The 2,283-nt window shown below is 57.8% G+C and carries 1 protein-coding gene; it reads left to right on the top strand.

Going from position 1 to position 2,283, the window contains the following annotated elements:
* Positions 1-26: 26 nt before the first annotated feature.
* Positions 27-2,123: a DNA topoisomerase VI subunit B gene (locus ACOSYY_RS17240; protein WP_421664051.1), complete on the top strand. Its 2,097-nt coding sequence runs from the start codon at positions 27-29 to the stop codon at positions 2,121-2,123.
* Positions 2,124-2,283 lie beyond the last annotated feature (160 nt).

Raw genomic sequence — 2,283 nt, forward strand, 5'->3', positions numbered from 1 at the left:
GTGAACGTTTGTTCATGAGAGGGTGAATGGCAAAAAAGAAAGAATCCGCTCCACATACTGAATCCAAATCTTCCGCTCCTCGAGCACACCCTGAACCAGCCGCCATCAAGAAAGCCGCCGCCAAGCCGGTGGAACGCGTCACTGCGGTTGAGATGGGGGCGCGTCAGCGGGAAATATCCGTCTCCGAGTTTTTTACGAAGAACCGACACCTGCTCGGCTTCGACAATCCACGCAAGGCGTTGCTGACCTGCGTGAAGGAAGCGGTGGACAACGCGCTCGATGCTTGCGAAGAGGCCGGGATTCTTCCCGATGTGACGGTCAGGCTTGAAGTGGTGTCGAACGGCGAGCCGGTTGCTCCCAGCCAAGCCAACAGGTTTCGCATCACGGTGACCGACAACGGACCCGGCATCGTCCGTCAGCAGATTCCCAGGATCTTTGCGAAGCTGCTCTATGGATCCAAGTTCCATCGATTGCGGATGAGCCGGGGACAACAGGGCATCGGCATCTCGGCCGCCGGGATGTACGGACAACTGACCACCGGCAAGCCGGTCAAGATTATTTCCCGTATCGGCCCCAAAGCCGCCGCGCATTTCTTCGAAGTGCAAATCGATACAAAAAAGAACGAGCCGCTGGTCCACGAGAACAAACAGATCGACTGGGAGCAGCCGCGTGGGACCCAAGTCACGCTGGAAGTCGAAGGGAAGTATCAGAAGGGCCGCGCCTCGGTCGATGAATGGCTGGAGCAGACGTCGATCGCGAATCCCCACGTGAAACTGATCTACCAGACGCCGGAAGGCGAGACGAAAGAGTATCCCAGGACTTATCATGAGCTGCCGCCGCAACCGCGCGAGATCAAGCCCCATCCCTACGGCATCGAGTTCGGTATGCTGCTCAAGATGTTGCAGGATACGAAGAGCCATACGCTCTCCGGCTTCCTCGCCGGCGATTTTTGCCGGGTGTCCCCCCAGATGGCCGATGAAATCTGCAAAGCGGCGAAGGTCTCGCCTGACGCAAAACCCCGTGACCTGAAGGGGCCGGTGGCGGAAACGCTGTATAAGACATTACAAGAAACAAAGATCATGGCGCCGCCGACCAACTGCATCTCACCGATCGGCGAGAAGGCGATCCTTGCGGGACTCTATAAGCAGATCAAGGGCGAGTTCTACACGGCGGTGAGCCGGCCACCGGCGGTCTATCGCGGCAATCCGTTCATCATCGAGGCCGGGCTCGCCTATGGAAATCGACCTCAGGATCAAAATAAGCCGCAGCAGCCGGCCATGCCGAAAGCGGAAGGGGAGCACGAGGAGGAAGATTCGGAGCTCGCGCGCGTGATCCGTTACGCGAATCGGGTACCGCTGTTGTACCAGCAATCGGCTTGTTCGACGTTCAAGGCGGTCCTGAGCACCACCTGGAAAAACTACGGCTTGACCCAATCGCGAGGAGCGTTGCCGGGTGGCCCGATGGTGATCTTCGTCCATATGGCGTCGGTCTGGGTGCCGTTTACGAGTGAATCCAAAGAAGCGATCGCCGACTACGATGAAATTCAGAAAGAAATCACCCTGGCGCTTCGCGAGTGCGGTAGGCGGCTGGGTCTTTTTATTCGTCGGCGCGAACGGGCGGCCAGCGAATATCGGCGCCGGAATATCTTTGAATTGTATATCGAGGAAGTCGTTGATGCCTGTAACCGGCTCAAGGGCGGCAAGCTGGCGAAAGAAAAGTTGAAAGAGCAGCTCCAGAAAATTGCGAGCTCGCGGACGGGTGGCGCGAAGACCGACGAGGCGCTTGGCAAGACCGGCGCAGGGCCTGAAGGGCTGCCGCACTCGATCATCGTCACGGCGGAAGGAGTCGAGGGCGAGACTGATTTGGCCACCCAGGTTGAAGCCGATCAGGCGACCGTCGATTCGACGGCAGAGCCGGATTTGCTTGGTGACACACCGTCTGTTGATGAGCCGGTTTCGAAAGAGAAAACCGCCAAGGAGAGTCGCGCGAAAAAGCTGCCGAAGAAGACGACCACGAAGTCGGATCAGATCGCGCTCTTTGCCGGTGAATCAAGGTCCAAGAAGAAACCTGGTGGAAAATCCGCTAAACCGACCAAGACGGTTGCCCCGCGCAAACCCAAATAGGAGATTATGACGACCAAGACGAAGAAAACGACCCTGGTCGAGAAGAAGCTCATCGGCCTGGCGGACATCGTGATCCAGGCGGCCGATCGATCAAAAGACCCGACGTTTCAGATCCCGATCCGTGCCCTCTCGAATGTGTCCTTCAATGAACGGAAGGGCC

It is taken from the genome of Nitrospira sp. BLG_2 (genome assembly GCF_049222245.1).